At 45.6% G+C, this 23,715-nt stretch carries 30 protein-coding genes; 14 read left to right on the top strand and 16 right to left on the bottom strand.

Features of this window, described 5'->3' with window-relative positions:
• Positions 1–65: 65 nt before the first annotated feature.
• The 3 genes from ACLIIY_RS22730 to ACLIIY_RS22720 form a co-directional block, all read right to left on the bottom strand.
• The gene (locus ACLIIY_RS22730) at positions 66–1,637 is read right to left on the bottom strand and encodes an ABC-F family ATP-binding cassette domain-containing protein (protein WP_434529471.1); all 1,572 of its coding nucleotides are present in this window, start codon (positions 1,635–1,637) and stop codon (positions 66–68) included.
• Positions 1,638–1,980: 343 nt separating this feature from the next.
• Complete coding sequence (tsaA, locus tag ACLIIY_RS22725; RefSeq protein ID WP_434529470.1) at positions 1,981–2,376, bottom strand: tRNA (N6-threonylcarbamoyladenosine(37)-N6)-methyltransferase TrmO; 396 nt, start codon at positions 2,374–2,376, stop codon at positions 1,981–1,983.
• A gap of 8 nt (positions 2,377–2,384) precedes the next feature.
• Complete coding sequence (locus ACLIIY_RS22720; RefSeq protein WP_434529469.1) at positions 2,385–3,275, bottom strand: DMT family transporter; 891 nt, start codon at positions 3,273–3,275, stop codon at positions 2,385–2,387.
• Between the two features lie 114 nt (positions 3,276–3,389).
• Here ACLIIY_RS22720 and ACLIIY_RS22715 point away from each other — a divergent pair, with 114 nt between their 5' ends.
• The 3 genes from ACLIIY_RS22715 (at position 3,390) to ACLIIY_RS22705 (ending at position 4,875) form a co-directional block, all read left to right on the top strand.
• A complete protein-coding gene (locus tag ACLIIY_RS22715; RefSeq protein ID WP_434529468.1) occupies positions 3,390–3,983 on the top strand; it encodes a TetR/AcrR family transcriptional regulator in 594 nt (197 codons plus the stop codon).
• A 59-nt stretch (positions 3,984–4,042) separates the two neighbouring features.
• Positions 4,043–4,294, top strand: coding sequence for a DUF6482 family protein (locus ACLIIY_RS22710; protein WP_033005935.1), 252 nt, complete (start codon positions 4,043–4,045; stop codon positions 4,292–4,294).
• Positions 4,295–4,449: 155 nt separating this feature from the next.
• Entirely contained in the window at positions 4,450–4,875 is a 426-nt protein-coding gene (locus tag ACLIIY_RS22705; protein WP_009706243.1) for a universal stress protein, read from the top strand.
• Positions 4,876–4,940: 65 nt separating this feature from the next.
• Here the strand turns inward: ACLIIY_RS22705 and ACLIIY_RS22700 are convergent, their stop codons facing one another.
• The 3 genes from ACLIIY_RS22700 to ACLIIY_RS22690 all read right to left on the bottom strand — a co-directional run bounded on the left by ACLIIY_RS22700 (position 4,941) and on the right by ACLIIY_RS22690 (position 6,775).
• Positions 4,941–5,159 (bottom strand): hypothetical protein, encoded by a 219-nt coding sequence (locus tag ACLIIY_RS22700; RefSeq protein WP_434529467.1) that lies wholly within the window; start codon positions 5,157–5,159, stop codon positions 4,941–4,943.
• 118 nt (positions 5,160–5,277) lie between these two features.
• Positions 5,278–6,030 carry a DeoR/GlpR family DNA-binding transcription regulator gene (locus ACLIIY_RS22695; protein WP_434529466.1) on the bottom strand — a complete coding sequence of 251 codons (753 nt, stop codon included), beginning with the start codon at positions 6,028–6,030 and terminating at the stop codon, positions 5,278–5,280.
• Positions 6,023–6,775 carry a glycerophosphoryl diester phosphodiesterase gene (locus tag ACLIIY_RS22690; RefSeq protein WP_434529465.1) on the bottom strand — a complete coding sequence of 251 codons (753 nt, stop codon included), beginning with the start codon at positions 6,773–6,775 and terminating at the stop codon, positions 6,023–6,025. Before ACLIIY_RS22690 ends, ACLIIY_RS22695 begins: the two co-directional genes overlap by 8 nt.
• A 230-nt stretch (positions 6,776–7,005) precedes the next feature.
• Between ACLIIY_RS22690 and ugpB the strand changes: the two genes are divergently transcribed.
• The 5 genes from ugpB to ACLIIY_RS22665 all read left to right on the top strand — a co-directional run bounded on the left by ugpB (position 7,006) and on the right by ACLIIY_RS22665 (position 12,130).
• Positions 7,006–8,313 (top strand): sn-glycerol-3-phosphate ABC transporter substrate-binding protein UgpB, encoded by a 1,308-nt coding sequence (ugpB, locus tag ACLIIY_RS22685; RefSeq protein ID WP_434529464.1) that lies wholly within the window; start codon positions 7,006–7,008, stop codon positions 8,311–8,313.
• Between the two features lie 127 nt (positions 8,314–8,440).
• Positions 8,441–9,322, top strand: a complete 882-nt coding sequence (gene ugpA / locus ACLIIY_RS22680) for a sn-glycerol-3-phosphate ABC transporter permease UgpA (protein ID WP_038865173.1) — start codon at positions 8,441–8,443, stop codon at positions 9,320–9,322.
• A complete protein-coding gene (gene ugpE / locus ACLIIY_RS22675; RefSeq protein ID WP_005439065.1) occupies positions 9,322–10,170 on the top strand; it encodes a sn-glycerol-3-phosphate ABC transporter permease UgpE in 849 nt (282 codons plus the stop codon). Before ugpA ends, ugpE begins: the two co-directional genes overlap by 1 nt.
• Positions 10,171–11,328, top strand: coding sequence for a sn-glycerol-3-phosphate import ATP-binding protein UgpC (locus ACLIIY_RS22670; RefSeq protein ID WP_434529463.1), 1,158 nt, complete (start codon positions 10,171–10,173; stop codon positions 11,326–11,328).
• Positions 11,321–12,130: an HAD-IIB family hydrolase gene (locus tag ACLIIY_RS22665; protein ID WP_409584465.1), complete on the top strand. Its 810-nt coding sequence runs from the start codon at positions 11,321–11,323 to the stop codon at positions 12,128–12,130. Before ACLIIY_RS22670 ends, ACLIIY_RS22665 begins: the two co-directional genes overlap by 8 nt.
• 71 nt (positions 12,131–12,201) lie before the next feature.
• Here ACLIIY_RS22665 and ACLIIY_RS22660 read toward each other — a convergent pair whose 3' ends face one another.
• A complete protein-coding gene (locus ACLIIY_RS22660; protein WP_009706250.1) occupies positions 12,202–12,390 on the bottom strand; it encodes a hypothetical protein in 189 nt (62 codons plus the stop codon).
• 588 nt (positions 12,391–12,978) lie between these two features.
• On the opposite strand from ACLIIY_RS22660, the gene ACLIIY_RS22655 reads away from it, so the two are divergent.
• From ACLIIY_RS22655 to ACLIIY_RS22645, 3 genes are all read left to right on the top strand, one after another.
• A complete protein-coding gene (locus tag ACLIIY_RS22655; RefSeq protein ID WP_005439068.1) occupies positions 12,979–13,314 on the top strand; it encodes a hypothetical protein in 336 nt (111 codons plus the stop codon).
• 88 nt (positions 13,315–13,402) lie between these two features.
• A complete protein-coding gene (locus tag ACLIIY_RS22650; protein ID WP_009706252.1) occupies positions 13,403–13,531 on the top strand; it encodes a hypothetical protein in 129 nt (42 codons plus the stop codon).
• On the top strand, positions 13,531–13,659 hold the full coding sequence (locus ACLIIY_RS22645) for a hypothetical protein (RefSeq protein WP_009706253.1): 129 nt from the start codon (positions 13,531–13,533) through the stop codon (positions 13,657–13,659). The genes ACLIIY_RS22650 and ACLIIY_RS22645 overlap by 1 nt, the downstream gene beginning before the upstream one ends.
• A 59-nt stretch (positions 13,660–13,718) precedes the next feature.
• Here the strand turns inward: ACLIIY_RS22645 and ACLIIY_RS22640 are convergent, their stop codons facing one another.
• From ACLIIY_RS22640 to ACLIIY_RS22605, 8 genes are all read right to left on the bottom strand, one after another.
• A complete protein-coding gene (locus ACLIIY_RS22640; RefSeq protein WP_434529462.1) occupies positions 13,719–14,135 on the bottom strand; it encodes a MarR family winged helix-turn-helix transcriptional regulator in 417 nt (138 codons plus the stop codon).
• Positions 14,135–15,049, bottom strand: coding sequence for a CDF family Co(II)/Ni(II) efflux transporter DmeF (gene dmeF / locus ACLIIY_RS22635; RefSeq protein WP_039840380.1), 915 nt, complete (start codon positions 15,047–15,049; stop codon positions 14,135–14,137). Before dmeF ends, ACLIIY_RS22640 begins: the two co-directional genes overlap by 1 nt.
• A gap of 223 nt (positions 15,050–15,272) precedes the next feature.
• On the bottom strand, positions 15,273–15,836 hold the full coding sequence (locus ACLIIY_RS22630; protein WP_434529461.1) for an HD domain-containing protein: 564 nt from the start codon (positions 15,834–15,836) through the stop codon (positions 15,273–15,275).
• 133 nt (positions 15,837–15,969) lie between these two features.
• Positions 15,970–16,857 (bottom strand): hypothetical protein, encoded by an 888-nt coding sequence (locus ACLIIY_RS22625; protein ID WP_434529460.1) that lies wholly within the window; start codon positions 16,855–16,857, stop codon positions 15,970–15,972.
• 157 nt (positions 16,858–17,014) lie between these two features.
• Complete coding sequence (locus ACLIIY_RS22620) at positions 17,015–18,019, bottom strand: CobW family GTP-binding protein (RefSeq protein WP_434529459.1); 1,005 nt, start codon at positions 18,017–18,019, stop codon at positions 17,015–17,017.
• Positions 18,009–18,569 (bottom strand): carbonate dehydratase, encoded by a 561-nt coding sequence (locus tag ACLIIY_RS22615; protein ID WP_005531901.1) that lies wholly within the window; start codon positions 18,567–18,569, stop codon positions 18,009–18,011. The genes ACLIIY_RS22620 and ACLIIY_RS22615 overlap by 11 nt, the downstream gene beginning before the upstream one ends.
• 148 nt (positions 18,570–18,717) lie before the next feature.
• On the bottom strand, positions 18,718–20,052 hold the full coding sequence (locus ACLIIY_RS22610; protein WP_418112526.1) for a dihydroorotase: 1,335 nt from the start codon (positions 20,050–20,052) through the stop codon (positions 18,718–18,720).
• 104 nt (positions 20,053–20,156) lie between these two features.
• On the bottom strand, positions 20,157–20,615 hold the full coding sequence (locus ACLIIY_RS22605; RefSeq protein ID WP_020194712.1) for a Fur family transcriptional regulator: 459 nt from the start codon (positions 20,613–20,615) through the stop codon (positions 20,157–20,159).
• Positions 20,616–20,794: 179 nt separating this feature from the next.
• Here ACLIIY_RS22605 and ACLIIY_RS22600 point away from each other — a divergent pair, with 179 nt between their 5' ends.
• The gene (locus ACLIIY_RS22600; protein WP_009706261.1) at positions 20,795–21,643 is read left to right on the top strand and encodes a patatin-like phospholipase family protein; all 849 of its coding nucleotides are present in this window, start codon (positions 20,795–20,797) and stop codon (positions 21,641–21,643) included.
• Positions 21,644–21,816: 173 nt separating this feature from the next.
• Here ACLIIY_RS22600 and ACLIIY_RS22595 read toward each other — a convergent pair whose 3' ends face one another.
• On the bottom strand, positions 21,817–22,665 hold the full coding sequence (locus ACLIIY_RS22595; RefSeq protein ID WP_434529458.1) for a pirin family protein: 849 nt from the start codon (positions 22,663–22,665) through the stop codon (positions 21,817–21,819).
• Between the two features lie 322 nt (positions 22,666–22,987).
• Between ACLIIY_RS22595 and cspE the strand changes: the two genes are divergently transcribed.
• Entirely contained in the window at positions 22,988–23,200 is a 213-nt protein-coding gene (gene cspE, locus ACLIIY_RS22590) for a transcription antiterminator/RNA stability regulator CspE (protein WP_005439099.1), read from the top strand.
• A gap of 296 nt (positions 23,201–23,496) precedes the next feature.
• Positions 23,497–23,706 (top strand): hypothetical protein, encoded by a 210-nt coding sequence (locus ACLIIY_RS22585; protein WP_005452681.1) that lies wholly within the window; start codon positions 23,497–23,499, stop codon positions 23,704–23,706.
• Positions 23,707–23,715 lie beyond the last annotated feature (9 nt).

Below are 23,715 nucleotides of genomic sequence, written 5' to 3'. Positions count from 1 at the left end.
CAAAGCCAAACTAGCTGCTTGGCTTCGGTGATCCCCCACAATGTGGAGTTATAAACAAGAGCTTGCTAGCTCAGTTCAATGCTTCGAGACACACCCGACTCCGCGGCAAAATCTTGGTCATGGCTGATAAGAATAAAGCCACCTCGATACGCGCTTAGTGCCTGAGCAAGCATGATTTTCGAATCCAAATCGAGGTGATTATCTGGCTCATCCAAGAGCAACAAAGGCTGCGTTGGTTGATGACTGACAATCAGCATCGCAAGTTTCATTTTCTCGCCGCCACTCAATACACGGCCCAAACGAAAGACACTGTCTCGGCGAAAGCCAATGCCTGCTAGTAATGTTCTGGCATCGCTTTCTTTCATCCCCTCACAATGTTGCATTAGGTTTTCCAACATGGAGAGTTCAGGCTGTATCGCACCAAAGTGTTGGTCGAGATAATAAAGCGGCGTATTGATTTGTAGCTCACCACTTTGCAATGAGAATTCCCCCAAGAGGGTTTTCAGTAAGGTCGATTTACCGCATCCGTTTTTGCCCAACAAATGCAATTTATCATCCGCATGAACTTGCGCAGTGATGGGCTGAGCCGACCCAAATGGCAACACGCCTCCTAAAAGCGACACGACTTTTCGCGAGCGACTTTGACTGTCTGCCAAATACAGTTTTTGCCCTTTGATTTGCTCTTTGCGCACTCGCAAGCTTTGCTCTTTCTCCTGCAGGTGCGCTTGGCGAAGTTGCTCGTTTTTATTACGACTGGCGGCTCGGGCTGTGGCTTTGTCTTTCATACCATCCAGTAAGATTTTCGGCTGACTGCCATCCTTTCTCAGCTTGTTACCTTGAGCCGCTCTTTGTTCTGCTTTCTCCCGATTGCGCTGAGCTTGTTCTTCCAATTGCTTTTTTTGTTTATCGACAGCAGCTAATTGACGCTCTACCGCTTGCAGTTCGGTGCGCTTTTGCTCCGCATACACGTCGTAATTACCGCCAAACACTTGCAAACCTAAACCGGATAGCTCCCAGATTTCCTCCATCTCGCGAAGTAACTCTCTGTCATGACTGATGAGCAGAATCGCGCCTGAGAAATTGCGCATCGAATCAATCAACCACTGCTTGGCATGTGTATCAAGATGGTTCGACGGTTCATCAAGGATCAGCAATTCCACTTCGCTGTCGAACAACTGCCACAGTTGCAAACGCGCTAACTGTCCGCCACTCAATTGCGAGCAAGGAAAGTCTGGCTGTGGCGGTAAACCCATGGTTTCTAACTGCTTAGCAAGTTGGATGGGCAAATCCCATTGATCCCCCACCACCTCAAACAGATGCTCAGAGCAATCACCCATCTCGAACTGCTTGAGCGCACTTAGCACTTTGTCCTTTGCTAAAAACTGAGCAATCGACAGCTCTCCCGCCAACAAGTGAGATGGTTGCTGAGGATACACCGCAAAGGACCTTGGTAAGGTTACTGTACCGCTAGTTGAGGTTTGCTCACCGCTGAGTATCGATGCAAACACCGATTTTCCGACACCGTTGCGTCCGACTAACCCAACACGACGTTTGGTCATAGAACATGAGATTTGCTGAAACAGCGTTTCGCCATTACCAAATTGATGACTGATATTGTAAGCCTGTAAGACTGGCATAATTTGCCTCCTGTATAACAGGGACAACAGCCGTAGCTTGATATAAATCTAGAGATGAGATCGATGCAAATACACGCGCCCATAGAAGCGCTTCCAAACAGAAAAATGGTAACTGCAAAGAAATATCGGAAAGTGAGCTACGCCTACTAACCCTGTAAATCCAAAAAATAAAATGAGAGTTGGATGACAGGTTTAGTTGTTCATGTTGGCGTAATCTCCTAAAGAAGTGATGCGCAAAGTCTAAAGGTTTTCTTGTATAAAAAGCAAGCGACTTCTGTCACAAGCCGCTTTCAGGCCGAGAGTTCGTTTTGATGCCCTGACTTACAGAGCCACATACCTAGGATTATGCTTCAAAGTAAATCGCAGGTTTGATATCAACCAAAGGCGTGCCATCCAAGCAGTCCAAACCACGCACTTTAATTGTTCCCTCGTCGATAGACTCAATCGGTAAGACCGCTGCGCCAATAGGGTTTGGTCTGTGCGGCGAACGTAAAGCAAATGTGCCGTTCTTTCCTTGCATCATTTCAGGTTGGCGGTTCGCACCAGAAAGCCAATACAGAACCAGTATTTTCTGCCCAACTTCAAGCCCTACGAGCCCTTGGTAATACTGAGATTTAATTTCAATTTCACACACAGGTCCATCTTGTGGCTGAATGTTATTTGGGCACTGAGAAACATCAGTATATGGCGTACGAATTTGTCCAATAAACTCAAGTTGTGGGGTTTGAATTGTGTTCATATCAACCTCTATTTCTGTTCTGACTTCATCGCTGAAAAAGCGTAAATGGAAATGGTGACCAAGATGATTGAACCGCCAAGAATGCTTGCCATTGCAGGAATTTCATCAAAGAAGATTAATGCCCAAAGTGGTGCTAGCACGGTTTCAATCATCAGAATCATGCCAACTTCTGGTGCCGTGATGTAACGGGTCGCGACTTGTGAAAGCACACGCCCAAACGGCGCAGTAAACAGCCCCATCAAACCCATAATCAACCAAGTGTTCGCGCTGTAAGTTGAAGGCGTTGCCCAAAACAGCATGGCCATCGCTAAGAACAGTCCACCAAAGCCAACACTAGCCATGCGACTTACGTGCTGATGCTTACGCAGTTGCACCTGGTTGAGCGACAAACACACCACAGCAAACACTGCTAAGCCATCGCCAATCCAGTTACCCGATTTAAAAGAACCAGAGACCACAATCGCAATACCCACCATCACAGCAACAATCGCAATCCACGTCGAACGCTGGGTCACTTCACCCAAAAACCACCAGCTAAACAATGCAGCCAAAGCTGGTGCTGCGCTTAGAATCACAAAGGTATTCGCAACCGTAGTTAGCTTAATGCTCATCACCAAACCAGCAGCACTGCCGAGCATCAATAAGCCAGATAACAAGACATGCCAGCCGCTCTCTTTCACCGCTCGAACCAGACCGCGCTCATCGCGAAGTTGGATAAATATCGGCATCGAAATCGCCGTAAACAAGCCAAATAGAAATGCGGTATCCACACCACTCACGCCCGAGAAGCGAATAAAAATTGGGTCTAGGCTCATTAGCAACGCACCAACCAAGGTGATCATCACCCCGGCAAAGCTAGCCCCTTTGGCGTTTAAGTTATTCATTAATGCCGTCGTCATCGTCTTTCTCCTCAAGAAATAAATCATACTGGCTAGTATGATTTTATAGTTTTGGAGTTGTGTCAATAAAAATCATACCGTATAGTATGATTATCAAATCAAGAGAATCTGAGCATGAGCAAGATCGAGCAAAACCGAGAGAAGAAACGCCGAGCTATTTTGGAAGCCGCGAAAGAGAACTTTTTGTCCGAGGGATATGTGTTAGCGAACATGGATAAAATCTCCGCCCAAGCAGGCATGACAAAGCAAACCGTGTATCGCTACTTCCCATCTAAAGCAGCGCTATTTGAAGCAACATTGCGCCAGATAGGTGAAGACATGGATGGTGGTTTCATTACTCACCTACAAAAGGATGATCTGCGAGAAGCGTTGAACTCATTTGGTGAACACTTTGTTTCTTTCCACCTTTCTGATGAGCACTTGGCGACCTTCCGCTTGTTGATTGCAGAAAGTGCCAAAGCGCCTGAGATCACGACGATCTTCCGCGAAGTCGGTCCGGACGATACCGATGCTAAGCTCACTCAGTTCTTCCAAGATCGTTTCGATATTAAGGAACCAGAAACACAGATTCGCCTTTGGACAGGTATGCTACTGTCTATTCGCTCTGGCGTTTTAATGGGAATGGAAAAGCCAACGCAAGCTGAGATTACGGAGCACGTGCAAGAAGTGACTGAGTTTTTGTTGGCAGCAATCGAGCACCAGAAGTGAACTAAAATCCATTGCTCGCCGTAATAGCCAAAGAGTGAAAACACCAATGGGAAACGGCTATGAATCTTTTGATTGAATCGGTCGAGGGTGGTATCTACCTCGCTTACAATGTAGAAAACCATACAAAGTCACTGATATTGAACGAGCACAAAAGCCCGCTCAAATTTGCCAGCCTCTGCGAGGCAAGAGACCACTTTCGAGGAGAAGGATACTCCTCTGCAAAACTGGTTCACCTCAACGCATCCGATGAGATGTGTGGAGAAAGAATACGCTGTGACATGCCATTAGAGATTGAATTGAGCTGGTACTAGTACCGGCTCTTTTTTCGTCCTCTCCTCTGCTTCCTCTCGCTCTTAGGCTGGTGATAATTTGCCAAAACTTTGAGCGATTTCGGGATCTTATCAACACATTTTTTGTTAAAGGCGTACTATGCTATTGGTAGTGTATTCCACAAGAGGGCGTGGTTATGAAATACAAACATATCCTAGTCGCACTGGAACTGTCTGATGAGAGTACTGTGTTGATTGATCGAGCGGTATCTATGGCGAGTTATCTCGGTGCCGAGATTTCTTTTATTCATATCGATGGTACTCATGGCGAAATTTATCGTGAGCTTGTCGATATTAAAGCAAACCCAGACCAAAGACCGTTGAATGAACATTCAATGGAGTGCTTGAAGTCCTTTAGCGATTACATGGAGCAGCCATTGAAGCACTTCTTCGTTGGCACGGGTGACTTGGCGGACAAACTGGAAGTGACCATTAAAGAGCAAGAAGTTGATCTGCTTATTTGTGGCCACCACCAAGACTTCTGGAGCAAGATCATTTCTTACTCGAGACATCTGATCAACAAGTCTCCGGTAGATATTCTGGTTGTGCCGATTCACGACTAGTTTGAATGAAGGATCTAAAAAGCCGCCAACGATGGGCGGCTTTTTTGTTGTTCTTGTTGGCTCAATTAAGGCTCTATTTCACCAATCGAATACAGCACCAACTCTTCTGGGTTGTTCCCTTCCCCTAATGAATGGATGTCTTCCCCTTCTTGCTTCAGCTCATTAATCAGCTTGAGCGCTTTATCTTGCTTCACCCCAATAATGGTTGGCATTTCAGAGGCAGAGACACCAAAACGTGTCGCAACAAGCAAGTTTCTTACTTTGGTTTTATCCGATACAAACATGGCAGGACCTCTTTATTTTCAATCATCTAAGCATAGCGAATCGCGATGAAAAAGCATCACGCAGGTCGAATCAATAACGGATTTTCCTACGAGTTAGACAAACAAGGCGAATAAAAGATCAGTTACTGAAAACTCGGTCGAAATAATTGAGTGGCGCCACCTTAGTGTTGGCTCTTCGCTGCCATTTACTTTTGTTCGCCACCAGCCACTTTTGTTCGGAATTGGCTAATATTGCTTGGCTCACCTTGGCTTCTCGCAACTCATGTTCCATCGCGAACAACTGAGAATCAACTTCAGTGCGACCAAAATTGACCATCTCTGAATGAGGCTGCGCGATTTCGGTGATACCTGCACAACCAATAATTCCGATGTCAGCGGAAAACTGGCCGTAAAACTGCTCTGCCAAACCATCCACCACGTCGCGATCGTTAGTTCTAATACGACCACCCGGAATCCAAGTTTCGATGTTCTCAAAGTGAGAAAGAATATGCGCCGCTTCGAAGTTATTGGTCACCACACGTAACTCACTGTGATTGGCTAGACGTTCAGCAACCAAAGCAATCGTAGTACCAATACCTAGAAACAGAGTCGTGCCGTTTGGGATAGCTTTGACCACTTCATCGGCGATGATCTGCTTTTCCTGTTGATTGGTGACTTGGCGAGAGGCATAGCTGCGATTGCTCAGAGTGGCAGGTAGCCCGACACCACCATGATGGCGTCGGGTGAGTCCGAGTCGACAAAGTTCATTGATGTCGCGACGAATGGTTTGCGTCGTGACTTCGAAACGTTGGGCAAGTTCTTCTATCGAGCAATATTCTTGCTGATGAACCAGTTCAATGATGTTTTGTTGACGGACGTTTAAATTATTCATTCAGTGCGGGTTCTCGTATGGCTGAAGGCACTTTAACTTTATAACGTTGAGGCGTATCTGTAATCATCATATCCACGCCCCAATGCCAATGTGCTTCAACTAATTGAGGAAAGTTTGGTGTATAGCAGAAGAGTTGATAACCATACTGCTTGATCTTCTGAGCTTGCAATTCGGTCAGGAAACGGTAATCACAATGCACACTGTATGCATCGATGTGTTGTAGCACGACAGCAGAATCATCTGGAATCTCTTGCCATAGCTGACCTCTTCTCACTTCTGGCAGGTAGTTTTTCATCATCATTAATGCTTCTGTGTTAAAGCTAGAAAACAGAATCGCGTCCGCTTCTACACCCAAATGCTCGATCACCTGCGCCACCTTTTCGCACAACAGGTCGATTTCGTCACCAGAGTAAACCTTCAATTCAATATTGAGCTTCACATCCGCTCTTGAAGTGAGCTCAAGCGTCTCTTCTAAACTAGGGATAGGTTCGCCTGCGAAGTCATCACCGAACCACAAGCCTGCGTCGAGTAATCTCAGTTCTTGCCAAGTCAGATCTTTGACTTTACCTCGACCATTCGTGCAGCGGTTGACCGTTTTGTCATGGATGACAACAGGAATGTTGTCCGCACTAAGTTGAACGTCGATTTCAATCCATTCGCAACCAAATTCAATGGCGCGTTGTATTGCCGATAAAGTGTTTTCTGGAGCCAAACTGGATAAGCCGCGGTGTGCTGTTATTTTCATTTTTCATTCCGTCTTTTTCATTTTTTTTCAAATGAACTATCTCAACCCTCAATGACGCTTTGATTACAAAATAGTGACGAAAGTAATGTTCAAATAAGTTCATTTTTTTGTAACTAGAACGTCATTTGGCTCATTTAATGTTCATTTGAATTTTTTGGAGCGGATTCATAATCAAAATGAACATTCGCAAGGAAACACCTGTTCAAATCATCCAATGAAAAGGAATCATTATGGCTATTAAACACCTCGCCGGACTTGCAGTTGCAGCGGCATTCATCAGCACGCAAGCACAAGCAAAAACAGAGGTTGAGTGGTGGCACGCAATGGGCGGCGCACTAGGTAACAAGGTTAATGAAATTGCGGCAGACTTTAACGCAAGCCAATCAGAATACGAGATCAAACCGGTTTACAAAGGCAGCTACGCAGAAACGATGACCAGTGCTATCGCGGCGTTCCGAGCAAAAGAACAGCCAGCGATTGTACAAGTATTCGAAGTGGGTACGGCGACCATGATGGGCGCAGACAAAGCGATTTATCCTGTTTATCAATTGATGGAAGACACCAAAGAGTCGTTCAACCCTGATGATTACCTTGCAGCCGTAACGGGTTACTACACCACCAAAGAAGGCAACATGCTTTCCCTGCCATTTAACAGCTCAACGCCAGTGCTTTACTATAACAAAGACATGTTCGCAAAAGCTGGCGTAGAAAACCCACCAAAGACATGGAAAGAGATGGAAGAAGTTTCTCGTAAGCTGCTGGCATCTGGTGCGAAGTGTGGTTTCAGCACAACGTGGCAATCATGGACGCAAATCGAAAACTTCGGTGCGCGTAACAATATTCCTGTTGCCAATAACAACAACGGCTTTGCTGGCTTAGACACTGAGTTTAAGTTCAATGATTCGGCGTTTGTTCGTCACATTGATCAAATGGGCAAATGGTCGAAAGAAGGCATCTTTAAGTACGGCGGTCGCCAATCTGATGGTATGCCACTGTTCTACACCCAAGAGTGTGCAATGACTATGGGTTCGTCGGCAGGTCTGGCTGGCATTAAAGAGAACATGAAAGACGTTGATATTGGCGTAGCGCAACTGCCTTACGATTCAGAGATCGTCGCTAAGCCACAAAACACCATCATCGGTGGTGCATCACTTTGGGTACTTCGCGGTCACTCAAGCGAGGAATACAAAGGCGTAGCGAAGTTCTTCTCTTACCTTTCTAGTGCAGAAGTTCAAGCAGATTGGCACCAGTTCACAGGTTACCTACCAATCACTAAAGCGGCTTACGAGCTAACGAAAGAGCAAGGCTTCTACGCTAAGAACCCAGGCACAGATACAGCGGTTCTACAAATGACGTCAACCGAGCCTACAGAAAACTCGAAAGGCATTCGCTTTGGTAACTTCCTACAAACACGCGACATCATCAATGAAGAGCTAGAAGCAGTGTGGGCAGGCAAAGCAACGGCACAAGCTGCGCTAAACAATGCAGTTCGTCGTGGTGACGAGCAGCTACGTCGCTTTGAGCGCACACAGAAGTAACGAACATTAATAACGAACAATGGTGCGCTGAGTCTTATTCGAATCACCGCTCAGATACGCACTCTCCCCGCCCATCTTGGGTGGGGAATTCGTTCACACACCTTGCCTGTTTTACTTTGGTATTTGTATGTCCTCACCTGTTGTTTTTAAACACAAATGGCTTCCGGTTGCGTTGATCGCACCTCAGTTGGTGATCACCTTGGTGTTCTTCATCTGGCCGGCAGGACAAGCCATTTTCCAATCTTCTCAACTTGAAGATGCTTTCGGCATGAGCCGTGAGTTTGTGGGGTTGGAGAACTTTGAAAAGCTCATCCATGATCCCCTTTACCTAGATTCGTTAATGACCACGCTGCAATTTAGCATCAGCGTTGCGGTGCTCGCGTTGGTCAGCGCACTGGTTCTTTCCGCTTTCGCCGAACAAATCATCCGTGGCGCGACCATGTATCGCACCTTCTTGATTTGGCCTTATGCGGTCGCTCCGGTTGTCGCAGGTTCGTTATGGCTATTTTTATTCGATCCAACCATCGGTGTGATGACCGAACTGTTGAACCTGTTTGGCGTAGACTGGAACCCAACGCTCAACGGGACCCATGCAATGTGGATGGTGATCATCACCTCAACGTGGAAGCAAATCAGCTACAACTTCCTGTTCTTCTTAGCAGCGCTGCAATCCGTACCGAAGTCTTTGCACGAAGCCGCAGCCATTGATGGTAGCGGTCCGATCAAACGCTTTATCACCATTAGTTTCCCACTGATTTCACCAACCAGCTTTTTCTTGTTGGTCGTGAACTTTGTTTATGCGTTCTTTGATACGTTCGCCATCATCCACGCGATGACACAAGGCGGTCCAAGTAACAGCACCTCGACCTTGGTTTACAAAGTCTACAACGATGGCTTTATCGGGCTGGATTTAGGTTCATCGGCCGCACAGTCCGTGATCCTGATGATCTTGGTTGCTTCCCTGACTGTGATTCAATTTAAGTATGTTGAGAAGAAGGTGGCGTACTGATGGTAGAAAGAAGACCGTTTTTTAATCTGTTTTGCCATGTCATTTTGATTCTTGGCATCATTTCGATTGCGCTTCCGGTTTGGATTGCAATCGTAGCAACTACCCATGAGAACAGCGCATTCGCTACTGGCACTCCACTTTGGTTTGGAGATTTGGGTTTTAGCGTATTTACTGACTTGTTGAGTAACGACACTCAATACAACAACAATACTTTGCCGATTGGCAGCATGCTGCTGAACTCTTTCATCATGGCGATGTGCATTACCATCGGTAAGTTGAGCATTTCCATCATGTCAGCGTATGCAGTGGTGTTCTTCCGTTTTCCGGGACGAATGCTGGCGTTCTGGATGATTTTCTTCACGCTGATGTTACCCGTTGAAGTTCGCATCATGCCGACGTTTGAGGTGATTACGAACCTCAACATGCTCAACTCATTTTACGGCTTAACCATTCCGCTGATCGCCAGTGCGACCGCCACTTTCTTGTTCCGTCAGTTTTTCTTAACGGTACCGAATGAGTTAGTGGAAGCAGCACGAATTGATGGCGCAGGCCCAATCAAGTTCTTCTTCGATATCTTGTTGCCTCTGTCGCGTACCAACATCGCTGCACTGTTCGTCATCACTTTCATCTACGGCTGGAACCAATATTTATGGCCACTGCTGATCACCACTGATGTGCAGTACTACACCATCGTGATGGGCATTAAACAAATGCTTGGAGTAGTTGATGGAGTTGTGGAATGGAACAAAATTATGGCCACCACCATTATCGCCATGTTGCCACCCGTGATTGTGGTAATTGCAATGCAAAAAGCCTTTGTTAAAGGTCTGGTAGATTCGGAGAAATAAATGTCCACGTTAACTCTTTCAAATATCGCTAAATGTTATCCGAACGGCTATCAGGCGATCCAAAAACTCAATCTTGATATCTGCGACGGCGAAATGGTCGTATTGGTTGGCCCAAGTGGCTGTGGTAAATCCACCCTACTTCGCATGATTGCGGGCCTAGAAGAAATCAGCTCTGGTGAGCTCAAGATCGACACCACAGTCGTCAACGACCTCGAACCGGGTGAGCGCGACATTGCCATGGTATTCCAGAATTACGCCTTGTACCCGCACATGACGGTGTACAACAACATGGCTTATGGTCTGCGCAACCGAAAAACACCGAAAGCGGAAATCGAACGATTGGTTCACGAAGCAGCAAAGATGCTGGAATTGGATCACCTACTCGACCGCAAACCGGGGCAGCTCTCTGGTGGGCAACGTCAGCGTGTCGCGATGGGGCGTGCAATTGTGCGTGAACCAAAGGTGTTCTTGTTTGATGAGCCACTGTCTAACCTAGACGCCAAACTGCGTGTTCAAATGCGCTTGGAAATAAAGAAGCTGCAACGTCGCCTCGGCACTACGTCAGTTTACGTTACCCACGACCAAGTGGAAGCAATGACGCTGGCAGACAAACTTGTCGTATTGAACAAAGGCAATGTCGAACAAGTCGGCACACCGCTAGAGATATACGACAACCCTGCTTCTCTGTTCGTGGCGACCTTTATTGGCTCACCATCCATGAACATCTTAGATGGCAATGTTAGCGCTGACGGCATTACGATTGGCGATGCACTGCTTCCTACATCCACAACAAACTTAGATCTAGGTGAAGTTAAGCTAGGTCTTCGTCCAGAGCATTTACAAATCAGCCAAGATAACCCATGGTTGCAGGTAGAAGTCGAATTGATTGAATCGCTCGGTGCTGACTTGTTGCTTTACTGCCGCACAGAAGGTGGTGACTCACAAAAGCTGGTTGTTCGTGTTGAGGGGCATACGCCGATTCAAATTGGCGACAAGCTTGGTCTGGATATCAAACCAAAGCATGTTCATCTATTTGATGCCAACACAGAAAAGCGCATCGAGTGTACACTGGCTCCAGCGGTGTCACTGCAAGACGTCAGTGACAATACCCAAGCAATCAATCCTAAAGTAAACAAGCAAGGAGTGGTGAATGCCTAACCCGTTATCAGAGCTCAATGTGGAGAGCCTGAAACAGATCGAGTGGCTGCTGACCGACGTGGACGACACGTTGACTTGGCAAGGCAAACTGCCACCAGAGACATTAATTGCGCTAGCAGAGTTAGAGCGTGTGGGCGTAAAAGTGGTCGCAGTAACAGGTGCATGTGCTGGTTGGTGTGACCAAATGGCAAAGATGTGGTCACTGCATGGTGTGATTGGTGAAAATGGCGCGTTTTGGATGAGAAAAGACGCGACAGGATTCAATACCACCTTCGCTCGCCCAGCCGAAGCGATGCGCAAAGAGCAACGCGCATTACAAGAAAGCATTGCAGGCATTTTGGCAGAGTATCCTGATGTCGAGTTCAGCCAAGATCAGAGTTTTCGCTACTGTGACGTTGCGGTGAACATAGCACAAGATAGAGCGCCAGTTTCCCCTTCCACGACAATGGAGATTCTTAATCGCATCGTTAATTTGAATGTGGAGTCTCACCCCGTTAACGCCACATTGAGTTCGATTCACATCAATGCTTGGGTCGGTAATCACAGTAAGCGTACTAGCGGTGAAGCGTACATTAGGCAGTTCAATAATGGTGAGCTACCGAGTTTGGAGCGCATCACTTATGTGGGAGATTCATTGAATGATGAAGGCATGTTTGAATGGCTGCCAACGACCTTTGGCGTAAACAACATTCGCCCTTTATTGGCGAAACTGAATCATCAACCTAGCTTTTTGACTGACGAAAATGGCGGTTTTGGGTTTGCTCAATTGGCTAACCTAATCGTCAAAGCTAAAAGTCAGTAACGGCTTTTGACAAGGCTGTTTGGTAAAAGTGCAGCCTTCGAAAGGGTTAGAGACTTAGGTAAATGGATACCCTAAGAATAGGAGGACGCGGTTCTCTCTTCGGCGAACAGTCGATGGATGAATTGGCGTTCTTCTTCACTCAAACGCACTGTCACTTCCTGTTTGGTTGCATTCTGAACCAACTGATAAACCTCATTCAATTGCGATAACGTCAAAGAATTCAGTTTTTGCTTTATTGCACTAAATTGCTGCTGTTCCATATTTTTATGCTACTTATTCCTTATTTCATCCCTCATTGAGAAAAAAAGACACTCAATCCAAATATCACCATGGAGGGGGGAAATATATTCGGATTGAGTGAAAAGAAGGAGTAAAGACTGCGGCGGATTGCATGAGAAAATCAAACTCTCAATCTTTATTAAGCACTCCAACGAGAAAAAGAATATCGCTTTCTGATGTATTTATAATTAGCAGTTGTGAAGTTTATTTATCATAAGTGCTTAAAAATCTCTCATCGAGAAACACCGCTTAAGCCCTTGCTACACTTAGCATTTCTCCAATTCAGGCAGCCTACCATGCCCAGAATGGACAATCTCGCAACAAAGATTGCTTGTTGTTTTCACTAATTATTTTTGTTTGTCGCATCCAAAAGCAGCCCATATTATCCGCAGCACAAGGGATGACATTCCTTACGCTCTTTAACAATCAAATGCCGTACTTCCTCATCTGCAACTTTCCTACTGATGTAAAAATTTCCTTTTGATTCCCATTTTCTAATTTTTACAACCACTGCGCAGAGCATTTAAAGCTGTGTTCTGCATTACAGTCTATTCATGTAGGAATTCATCGTGGATAAATATCAAGCTGCATACGCTAAGCGTCTAGAAAAACTGAAAGGCAATCGTTCGCCAAAAGCTATTGCACGTATTTCGGCGTGGGATGCGTTTTTTAACAAAGAATACGAGATGCAAGATCTAGAGTCTCAAATGACAGACTCAGCTCGCAAGCACTACGAGCAATCTGACGTTAAAAATGAAATCAGCTTTGGTTCATTCAAACGCGCGTTCTATAAAGAATCGATCGTGATTTATGACCTAACCGATGGTGCTTCAATTCAAAAGGTGTTCACACCACTACTTGTGCTAACAACAGCATGGGTACTGTTCGTGTGTTTTACTCAGTAATTGAAGAACCGAATTTAATAAGCAATAGATAAACTATTGGCAGAGTGTTTATTACCTTTGTTCAATACAAACAGTTGAGAGTTTAAGGATGAAAGGAAGAAACATTGCGGCATTTGCCATTGTGATGGCAGCACTAACGTTTGGGTATGGCTTTAAAGCGTACCAAGAGGCTAATGGTGTCATTTACCCAACCTTTAAGAAGGAGTTTAATCTCTAATGCCTAAGATTACCCTTCTGCTACTCGCAACGACAGTCGCCATGGGCATTACTGGCGCTGCATTCTGTGTTGGCGTCACTTACGCGTTTACACAATTGCCAATAGAACAAATTCTATCGAGCTTATAATAAAAAAGTAGAGCATTTCGGTGCTCTACTTTTTTGCTATTTAGGGTTTAAAAAACCAATCAAAATTCTCGATTCATCTTCCCTAAACAGGCGAACAAAATCGCTTGATGCTCGGGGTCGATATTGCGCGTTAAGTCTTGAACCAAATCCAAATGCAGTTGATTGTGATGACGGTGAATCTCTTCACCCGCTGGTGTGAGCTTCACAACAATTGCGCGACGATCTTCTGGGTGCGGGCAACGCTCAATAAGCTCTGCTTTTACCAGCTTCTCAATTTGAACCGTCAGCGTACCCGTGGTGATACCGAGTTTCTCGGCCAACTCTTTCATACGCATTGCACCGTGCCCACCCAACACTTCGATGGTGTGAGTTTGAGCCAGTGAATAACCCGTTTCTTTTACTACAGATTGCTCCCAAGAAGACATTTTGTCATAGAACTCGGTAAGCGTTTGATTCAGCTTTTCTAATTCGCGCATCAGTCAGTCGTTTGAACTTCCAAAGTCAGGTGATGAATCTTATCAAATTTACTCAATAATTGCTTAAATTCATCCAGCGTTTTGTCGCTATGATTTTTCAGTGCGATTGCCGCAGAGTAATGGTGACCACTCACTTTCCAGATGTGTAAATCAACGATCTCGGCGTAAGGCGTGAGTGTTTCTGTAATCTCATCTCGGTAAGACTTGTTGATGCTCTCGTCCAGTAACACAGGCGCCGTTTGCTTCATTAAGCCCAAGGTCCATTTACCAATCACAACAGCACCGACAATACCCATCATGGCATCTAACCAAACCCAACCGTAAAACTTACCGACAATCAGCGCCACGATCGCCAGCAAAGACGTCAACGTATCCGCCAACACGTGAAAATACGCAGCGGTTAAGTTGTGGTCGTGATGATGCTCGTGCTCATGATCGTGAGAGTGGTGATCGTGATGGTCATGCCCATGATGATGGTGATCTTGCAGAAGTAGCATGCTTGCAAGGTTAACCACGAGACCAATCACCGCGACCATGATTGCCTCATTGAATTGGATGCTTTCTGGATTAAAGAGACGGTGAATCGACTCGACCATCATCATCAATGCCACAATCCCCAACGCAATCGCACTGGTAAAACCGCCGAGTACACTCACCTTGCCCGTACCAAATGAGAAGCGGTCATTGTGCGCGTTTTGTTTCGCGTAGCGGTAAGCAAAGAGCGTAATACAAAATGCCGCTGCGTGTGTGCCCATGTGCCAACCATCTGCGAGCAATGCCATTGAGCCAAACATAGTTCCGGCAGCAATCTCTACCACCATAGTGGTCACGGTTAGAATCAATACGTAGAGCGTGCGTTTTTCACCCTTTTGGTTGTGAGAAACGAAATCATGTGAATGTTGCGATACAGCCATTGCGACACTTACCTTCTAATTTTAGTTTGATTATCAAATTATTTGATTTTAATTTAGTTTGACCATCAAACAATGTCAACCTAGGAAGGCAATTTGATCGAAGAGAAGGTTGAAAAAGGATCTTGCTGAGCGCAGAAAACGCAAATGTAATAAAGCACTTAAGCTCGCTAGAGAAGCCTAAGTGCTTTTGAAGAAAGTGATGTTCTTGAGTAGAGAGTCGGGACTAACGATCAGCTAATCGGCGGGTACCTTCATCAATGATCGCTCGAAGCGCTTTGGTCAGCTCATCAAAATCGGTGTGCTTTTTACCGTATTCCAGATTAAACGCGTAATTGAAATCAGCAGGGTTATCACCTTGCGTGTGCTGCAGAATGGTCTCTAACTTATCCAACGCTTTGGTGAGGCGAGCTTCTTCGGTAGTGGCACTGTCGTATTCCAACCAAAGGTCCAAAAACTCCTGTTGCAGAGATGCGTCTAGTGGAGCGATAAGCTGCTTCAAATCCGCCAGTTCTAGCGCACTTTTATCCAGCCCATCGTGTTGCTCCAACGCCGAAATGTCACCACTTACTGCTTCTGCTAAGTCATGCACAATGCAAAGCTTGAGCACTTTTAGCATGTCTAAATGCGGATAATGTTCTCCTACCAGCATGGCAAGTAAACACAATCGCCATGTGTGCTCAGCCGTGCTCTCATGGCGACCAGATGATGTCCAAGCAGTGCGCAAGGTGTTTTTGAGCTGCTCCGCCTCACGCAGAAAAGTAAGAATGCCAGGTAGCTTGTCGATCATGTTTACACTCATCTCTGTCTGTTTTGCCAAAGACTAGCGGATTGCCATTCATGAAGGAAGTAAATCACTCGAACCTTTGTTCCAAATAGAGGCGTTAAACATCTGTCGTTAAACATCTATATCGAACACTTGGCTAAAGCACCTTTGCTCGCAACTGGGCAATTTTCAAACTGCCTGAATCCAAAATGATTTTTAGATCCTGATGTACGCGCATATCGTAGTTATCGCCGTTCTTCGCTTTGGCTTTCCAAACCACATTGTAACTCACGGCCCAGCCAGAGTTTTGATCGCCCTTAATGGTCAAACCTTGAATGTCGTGCGAGTTCCAGACGATGTTGTCCGTCACGCCTTTGTACCAACGGAGAAAGTCTTGGTATGACTGAATAGGGAAATCTGGGTACGCCATATCAACGGGCTCTGCGATACGAGCAAGGAAGTAGCCTGATTCGCGTTGATGGTCAAAACCTGCGAACCACTGGTAAACAAAACTTGCGATGTCGTTTTGGCTCAACTGTGAACGAGCCTCCGCATCGTACGTCTTACTCAAAACATTCATATCAATTTGTAGCAGCGCAATCTCGCCCGCATCATTGAAAGTGAAATATTCCGTCCAGCGATGCCCATCTGGGTTGATGGTATCACTTTGACCGTCTTGAGTTTGAATCAGTGTACCGAACAGCTCAACCTTCACTCGTCCGTCTTTCGAAGCAGGAGCAATACGGTAGCTAAAATCATCTTGAGTTTGGTAAATCTCAAACCAGTCTTTGATAGACTCAAGGTGCCCTGCTTTCCCTTTGTATTCTGTCGCTGTTACGTCGTTGACAAGCGTTTTGCTGTCGTCAGAAAACAAGGTTTCACGTGCTTTCGCAAATGCATCGAACCCTTGCTCTCCAAGCAGCTGATACTGAGCAAAAAACGCATTGATGGTGGCTTCGTTTTCCGCCTGTTTGTTTGGCTCATTCGCCAAAGAGAAAGCACTCACTACAACCAATAGTGAAGCGAGAAATTGTTTTACGCGCATGGATTTTCCTCCCCCAAGGATATGCTGATCAAATTGTATGATAACGATTTGAATTACTGGGGATTAGAGGAATAAAGACTTAAGAACTATTAGCGAATACCTAATAATCAGAAGAAAGAAAAGGCACCTCACGAAATGAGATGCCCAAGTTCGCAGTTTATGCTGATTCACACGAAAGCAGTTTGGCTTCAAATTGATCGTCAATGCTGTCTGCAATCAATTCGATGCGGCTTTCGGCACAATCATCCAACTCCACTTCGGTTAGTCCATCTGGCGTTAAGTTGTAGCCATAAATGCCATCGCTCGTAATAAACACGGCTTTCATGCGCTCCACTTCTAGCTCCACCAACAAAGGAATCAGCTTCCGACGGTCAAACACTTTCTCCGGCGAGAAGCGCCAACCAACACTTTGGAAGCCTTCGCCTTCATTGGTCGCTTTAATAATGCCACTTTCAGGCATTGGCATGTCTGAAGCCAACGGCTTGTCACTCGCATGATGGTGGTGATGGTGCGGCGGATGCTCATGAATGGTGGTTTCACCTTCGAATTCATGAAAAGGAATCACACCGTGCTCCGCAAAAATCACTTTTGTGTTTGGACGACCAACTTCCGCCACGTAAGCTTCTAGCTTCTGGGTGTCGCCCTCTTGATAGAGATCGAGCTTGTTACCCACCACCGTATCGGCAATGGCGATTTGCTGATTGAATGTGTCGTGCTCGGTGTAACGAAGGTCTGTCAGTTTACGAGCATCAACTAAAGTGATGTTCTTTTGCAGTGACAACACTTGTCGATAATGATCGGTCGATAAAACCTGTAACACCTCTTTTGGATGCCCAAGGCCAGTCGGCTCAATCAACAAGCGGTCGGGCTTCGCTTCATTCAGCAGTTGATTAAGTGCGATTTGCATTGGCAATCCCGCCGCACAGCACATACACCCGCCGGGTACTTCACGAATAAAGACTTGCTGCTCTTCGCTTTGCTGCCCTTGAACCAAGCTGCCATCCACACCGATTTCGCCAAACTCATTCACCAAAACAGCCCAGCGTTCGTTCTCTGGCTTACTCGCCATCAGGTTCAAAATCGCAGAGGTTTTACCGACGCCTAAAAACCCAGTAATAATGTTAGTTGGAACCCCAAGTATGGGCTGATTATCAGAGCTCATTGGCAATTCTCCTGTAGCCTTGAACCAGCTCGTGGTTTGCTGAAACCACAGACTCCGAAAATGCCGAGTATTCTGGCGGCACTTTCGAGATGCTGTTCAAATCAAAATCGGCGCCGATATTGGTCATCGGCGGAACGTGGAAGTTCTCTGGCAAGTCTAGTCCATCCACCACACAGTTATGACGAATCACACAACCTGTACCAATCACAGCATTAAACACCACGGAGTTAAAACCGATAAACACGTCATCACTGACTTCACATGGACCATGAATGATAGAACGATGGGCAATCGACGAACGCTCCCCAATGGTCACGGCCGCACCTGCTTTTGAGTGGATAACAACGCCATCTTGAATGTTGGTATCGCGCTTGATCACGATGGCTTCCATGTCGCCTTGCTCGTTCACTTCATCGGCACGAATCACCGCGTAAGGACCAATAAAAACGTTATCTTCAATGATTACTTTGCCACAGATGATCGCCGTTGGATCAATGAACGCCGTTTCCGATACTTCCGGCATGTGACCAGTAGGATTTCTTCTTAACATATTGATTTCTCTTTATTCGGTGCCTCAAAGACACTCAAGCTACGACAACTATACTTCTACAAATAAAGCCCAAAGAAAGCGGATAAATGTAAGCTTTCGAAAATAAACTGAGCTTTCAAATAATCTAAGTTTCTGAAAAACGTGAATCCTAGCGCTCAAATACCAATCGCATGGCGTGTGCAGCCTGCTCATTCACTTGCTGGTTGGCATACACTAAACCGCCATTGACCCATGTATTCTTAATGTGAGCCGAGAACTGGTGACCAACAAATGGCGACCAACCACAATGGTACAAGCTGTTCTCGTTCGTCACTGGCGTTGGGGCTGCGGTATCAACAAGAACCAAATCAGCAAAGTAGCCTTCACGAATAAAACCGCGATCCTGAACGCCATAACGAATCGCTGGGTTATGAGAGGTTTTCTCTACCACTTGCTCCATCGTCATGTGCCCACGACTCACTTGATCAAACAGCGTGAGTAGCGCGTGTTGCACCAAAGGTAAGCCAGCAGGTGCTTGGTCGTAAGGCACTTGTTTTTCTTCCCAAGTGTGCGGGGCATGGTCCGTCGCAATAATATCAATCTGGCCTGTGCTTAATGCCTTTAGTAGCGCTTCACGATCGCTTGGGTACTTCACCGCTGGGTTGCATTTAATTTGGTTACCACGATCTGCATAGTCTTTATTGCTAAACCAGAGATGGTGAACACACGCTTCTGCGGTGATGCTCTTACCTTGAATCGGGCCCGCTTCAAACAAAGCCAATTCTTTTGCTGTTGTGATATGCAGTACGTGCAGTTGGCTGTTGTGCTTCTTCGCTAACTCAACGGCATAAGAAGAAGAGGCATAACAAGCTTCATCGTCACGAAGTACAGGATGGTCTTCAATGGTGAATTCCGACTTCTCTTTCAACAGGCGTTCTTTGTTCTGAGCAATGACAGGGCCACTTTCACAGTGCGTTACGATCAATACTGGAGAATCACGGAAAATCTCATCCAATGCTTGCTCGTCTTCGACCAATAGATCTCCGGTAGATGCGCCCATAAAGACTTTCACACCACAGTGTTTCTTTGGATCGAGTAACTTGATTTGATCCAGATTGTCTTCTGTTGCGCCAAGGTAGAAAGAATAGTTAGCCAGAGAGCTTTGTTCCGCGATAGCAAATTTGCGCTCCAATGCTTCAATCGTTGTGGTGGCTGGGCTTACGTTTGGCATTTCCATGAAACTCGTGATACCACCAGCGACGGCTGCGCGTGATTCGGTTGCAATAGAGCCTTTGTGAGTCAGTCCTGGTTCGCGAAAATGCACTTGGTCATCGATCATTCCAGGGATTAGATAGCAACCTTTCGCATCGATAACGACATCACCTTCCCTTGCTGCTAGGTCAGTTGCGATGGTTTCGATTCGTTGATCGACAATTCGCAAATCGGTTTCGGTGATGGTTCCTTCATTTACTACGCGGGCGTTTTTAATGAGCGTTGCAGACATAGCGGTTCAGAATCTCCTTGCTGATGATGCTAATGGTTGGGATGTATTTGAGGAAAAGGCGACGACGTCGTCATGGTGTGAGCCAAGCTCAATAAAAAGCACGGCTATTTGGTGTCAGCGCAGTCATCACACACACAATTGATTTCTAATTGCGGGCTAACGACGGTAAACCCCTCTTGTTTTGCATGAGATTTAAGACCGTTAATCAATTTGGGATCGATGGCTTGTTCGCTGATCTTGTTGCACTTGGAACAGATAAGAAATTGAGGGATACCGTGCTCGTGTTCGCAGAGAATATGGGAGCATACGATGTATTTATTGGAAACTTTAAGCTTGTGAGCCAGATGCTCACCTTCAAGAAAATCCAAGATTCGATACACAGACATAGCCTGAATATTCTGATCAAAATGGGCTTTGCAATAATCCACTAGCTCATAAGCTGATAACGCTCTATCGGCATGGACCAAGGCTTTCAACACCAGTTTTCTCTTAGAAGTTAATTGCTTTCCCTGAGCCTTAAAACTCTTCTCAACATGCTCAATAATGGCGTCAATATTGCTCACTCTCACCTCACACAAGACACACGCTACCTTTTAATAATTTTGATTATTGTTATGTTATAACATAAAAAATAGATTCATCAAGGTGAGACCAAAGTGAACGCGACTTGGGAATGAGCATTAGATCCGTTACTCTAATTAGCTCGTATCCCAAATCAGAATAATCAAAACGGATGGCTAGAATGGAACACGTTGGCTCTCGGGCACTGGTTGTTGAAGGCGGTGCCATGCGCGGGGTATTTTCCTGCGGCATACTCGATCATTTTATTAAGCAAGACTTCTCCCCGTTTGACAGTTTTTGGGGTGTTTCGGCAGGCGCGAGCAACTTAGCCGCATACCTTGCAAAAATGCCGGGAAGGAACCTCAAGATCTATCTTGATTACAGCTTACGTAAAGAGTTCATTTCTCCTACTCAACTGCTGCGTGGCGGTGACATGATGGACTTGGATTGGATGTGGGATATCACCCTTAAAGAACTCGATATAGATAGAGATGTGCTCTCGGCAGATCCCCGTCCTTTCTTTTTAGGGGTCACACGACAAGACAACGGACAACCAGAATACCTCACGCCATCTATTCAAATGCTGGCAGAAACCATGAAAGCCAGTAGCGCCCTGCCCATCATGTACCGAAACGGTGTCGCTTTAGATGGTGTGAGATACGTCGATGGCGGCGTAGCGGATGCGATTCCCGTCGCCGAAGCCATTAAACGCGGCGCGACCAGAATCATGGTGCTAAGAAGTCGGCCAGCCAGCTATCGCAAATCCAAACCTAAACTTGAAAAGCTCACTGCGCGCCTGTTGAAAGATCACCCTGCTTTGGTCGAGCCGATGCTCACGCGTCATATTCGCTATAACCAGAGTTTGGAATTGATAGAGAACCCACCCGCTGGTGTTGAGATCATTCAAATCTGTCCGCCAGAAGGCTTTAAATTAAAGCGCTTGAGCCGCTCGCCAGAACCATTGCGCAAAGCTTATGAATTAGGGTTGGAATTTGGCAAACATGCCATAACGCGTTGGGAACAGAGCTAAACACCACTTTCAAACGCAGCAGAATAAAAAAAGCCACACCATGTTAGTGTGGCTGATGCAAATTCGATGGCAGTGGATATCGTCTTTGCTTGCGTATGAGCCCAATGCACGGACTCCAAATCACTTAGGGGTCACCAATCATGCGAATTCAATAGGCACGATTGTCGGTCAAACTAATACGTTTCAAACAATCCAGAGTTGTAATCTTGAATCGCTTGTTCAATCTCTTCGATGCTATTCATGACAAACGGGCCATAATGCACGACAGGTTCATCAATTGGCTCGCCGATAAAGAGCAGTACACCACTGGTGTCATTGGATTGAAGCGTTACCAACTCACCTTTAGAAAGCAGTGCCATTTCTCCCTGCATGACAACGCGCTCTCCAATAGTAATGCTGCCTTTATAAGCATAGACCATCATATTGTGATCGTTAGGTGTCATCAGGTTTAACGACGCGCCTTGATGCGCTTGCCAATCAGCGACCGTCACAGGTACACCAGTTTTACTCAATGGCCCACGAATCACTTCATCATCAATATTCAGCTCACCAGAAATAACGCGAACTAAACCATGCGCCTCTGCGCGATGTTCGGTAATGGATTCCGGTTGGAAGTCGTGATATTGCGCCGGAGCCATCTTGTCTCGCGCTGGTTGATTAATCCAAATTTGGAAACCGTGCAGCTCACCGTCTTCCATTATTGGCATTTCACTATGAATGACGCCTCGACCAGCTGCCATCCATTGCGCACCACCAGAACGAAGTTCACCAACATTATCCATGTGGTCACGATGTTGGAAGTGTCCCGTTAACATGTAAGTTAGCGTTTCAATGCCTCGGTGTGGGTGCGGAGGGAACCCGCCTACGTAATCGGCTCTTTGGTCTGATTTCAGTTCATCTACCATCAAGAATGGCGAAAAGCTCGCATTGTTAAAGCCTGCGACACGGCGAATTTTCACGCCGTCACCATCAGCAGTTGCATGTGATGGGATAATCTGACGAATCTCTCTCACTGTACTCATAATCTTGCCTCCCTTTAGGATATGAGTTGATTCTAGAGAGCAAGTACTGAGTTTATGAGGGGGAAAAATTGTTCTACTTCATCAACTTTTTCGAACGAAAAAAAATGAAAAATAAATGTAGCTATTTTTTAAACACCCTGTATAGTGGCGGCTGGCTCTAGAAAAGAGCTGTTAATGCTACATTTAGTTTAAGTTCCCTCTCAGTAACATCCTGAATCTTCGGTTCAGACTCCTGCGTAAAACTTCCTCTTGATTGCACATTCAATAGCTTAAAAAAGATCCATCACAATTCGTACATTATTGTTTAATTTCAGAGGTTTTTATGTCTGGTAAAGTAACTGGTTCAGTAAAATGGTTCAACGAAACTAAAGGTTTTGGTTTCCTAACTCAAGACAACGGCGGCCAAGATGTATTCGTACACTTCAACGCTATCGTTGCTGACGGTTTCAAAACTTTGGCTGAAGGTCAGAAAGTAAGCTTCAACGTAGAAGATGGTAAAAAAGGTCCTCAAGCGACTGAAGTTACTCCTCTATAAGATAGCTTTTCTTGGTGCAGCATTTCCTCGCTGCACCAAACTCTCTCCCCCTTCAAAAATTCCTCAAACTTAATACTCAGCAATCAAATATTGCTCGGTTTTCTGCTGCCTAAAATAAATGGGCTGCACCACTGTATCCATCGTTGGAACAAGTTATCTGTCGTCAGATCACTGTCGCCGTCGTTGGTATGTAAATTACTAAAATTAGGAAAAATTATGTCTAGAAGAACTGGTCGTCAAAGACACTGGTATCAATTATCGAATAAAGAAAAGATCACAAAGAAACAGGAGAATAAATGATAGAGATTGAATTCCGTTTAAAACAACCCGACATCTCTTGGAACGCCAAAATTCACCAACTTAACAGTGATATTTTAAGGCGCCATATATTGCCAAAACTCCAATCTGCTTGCTATCTCATTGATTTTAAATACTGTGAGAAAACCTATTCCGGTGACATTCTGTGTGACTCAGGTTCAAAGCTAGGAAGTTTTATTATTAAATAAATCAGTTTC

It is taken from the genome of Vibrio sp. K4, from assembly GCF_051122595.1.
Taxonomy (GTDB): Bacteria; Pseudomonadota; Gammaproteobacteria; order Enterobacterales; family Vibrionaceae; genus Vibrio; species Vibrio owensii.
This window is presented reverse-complemented; position numbering and strand designations above follow the sequence as displayed.